Annotated in this window: 1 protein-coding gene; it reads right to left on the bottom strand. The window is 43.9% G+C overall.

Annotated elements, in window-relative coordinates; genetic code table 11:
- Window positions 1-3 precede the first annotated feature (3 nt).
- A complete protein-coding gene (gene mazG, locus DDR33_RS13180; protein WP_109416264.1) occupies window positions 4-810 on the bottom strand; it encodes a nucleoside triphosphate pyrophosphohydrolase in 807 nt (268 codons plus the stop codon).
- Between the last annotated feature and the right edge of the window lie 56 nt (window positions 811-866).

Here is an 866-nt window from a genome sequence, read left to right as displayed (position 1 = left end):
CCTTCATTCCTTGGTTTTCGCCTCGTTCCAGAGGACGTCCATTTCAGCCAGTGTCATATCTCTGAGATTTTTGCCCAGTTCGGACGCCCTTCCTTCAAGGTACTGGAAGCGACGGATGAATTTCCTGTTTGTTTTTTCGAGTGCATTTTCAGGGTTAATATCGATGAAGCGGGCGTAGTTGACAAGGGAGAAAAGAAGATCTCCAAACTCACCTTCCGCTTTTTCCGGGTCAACGGAGGAGTCAACGGTATTGAACTCGTTTTTGAACTCCTGCATTTCCTCTTCCACCTTGTCCCAAACCTGGTGCCGGTTTTCCCAGTCGAAGCCAACTCCTCTAACCTTTTCCTGAATTCTTGATGCCTTCACCAGTGAAGGAAGAGAGACAGGTACGCCTGAAAGGACAGACTTATTGCCTTCTTTGAGCTTAATTTGTTCCCAGTTTTGTTTTACAGTCTCTTCATCTTCCGCCTTGACGTCTCCGTAAATATGAGGATGCCGGATGATCAGCTTATCACACAATCCGTTCAATACATCGGTAATATCGAATTCCCCGGTCTCAGATGCGATTTTAGCGTAGAATGCAAGATGCAGCATAATGTCGCCAATCTCCTTTTTGATCTCCTGCATATCTCCTTCAAGAATAGCATCCGAAAGTTCATAAGTCTCTTCTATCGTAAGATGCCTGAGACTTTCCATCGTTTGTTTTTTATCCCAGGGGCATTGTTCTCGTAAGGTGTTCAGAACAACAAGCATGCGGTTAAACGCTTCAGCAGGATTTTCAGCTTTTACAGGAGGAATATTATTTGGCATAGACTATTAAGCAGAAAGTTAAAAGTTGAGAGTTCAAAGTTAGAAATACATCCCAA

Source organism: Pararcticibacter amylolyticus, from assembly GCF_003130405.1.
Taxonomy (GTDB): domain Bacteria; phylum Bacteroidota; class Bacteroidia; order Sphingobacteriales; family Sphingobacteriaceae; genus Arcticibacter; species Arcticibacter amylolyticus.
Note: the sequence above shows the minus strand (reverse complement) of the source record. Positions and strands in the feature narration are given on the sequence as shown.

Bases quoted from the DNA above. Each gene is read 5' to 3' on its own strand.
- mazG (WP_109416264.1), bottom strand. From the start codon at position 810: ATGCCAAATAATATTCCTCCTGTAAAAGCTGAAAATCCTGCTGAAGCG.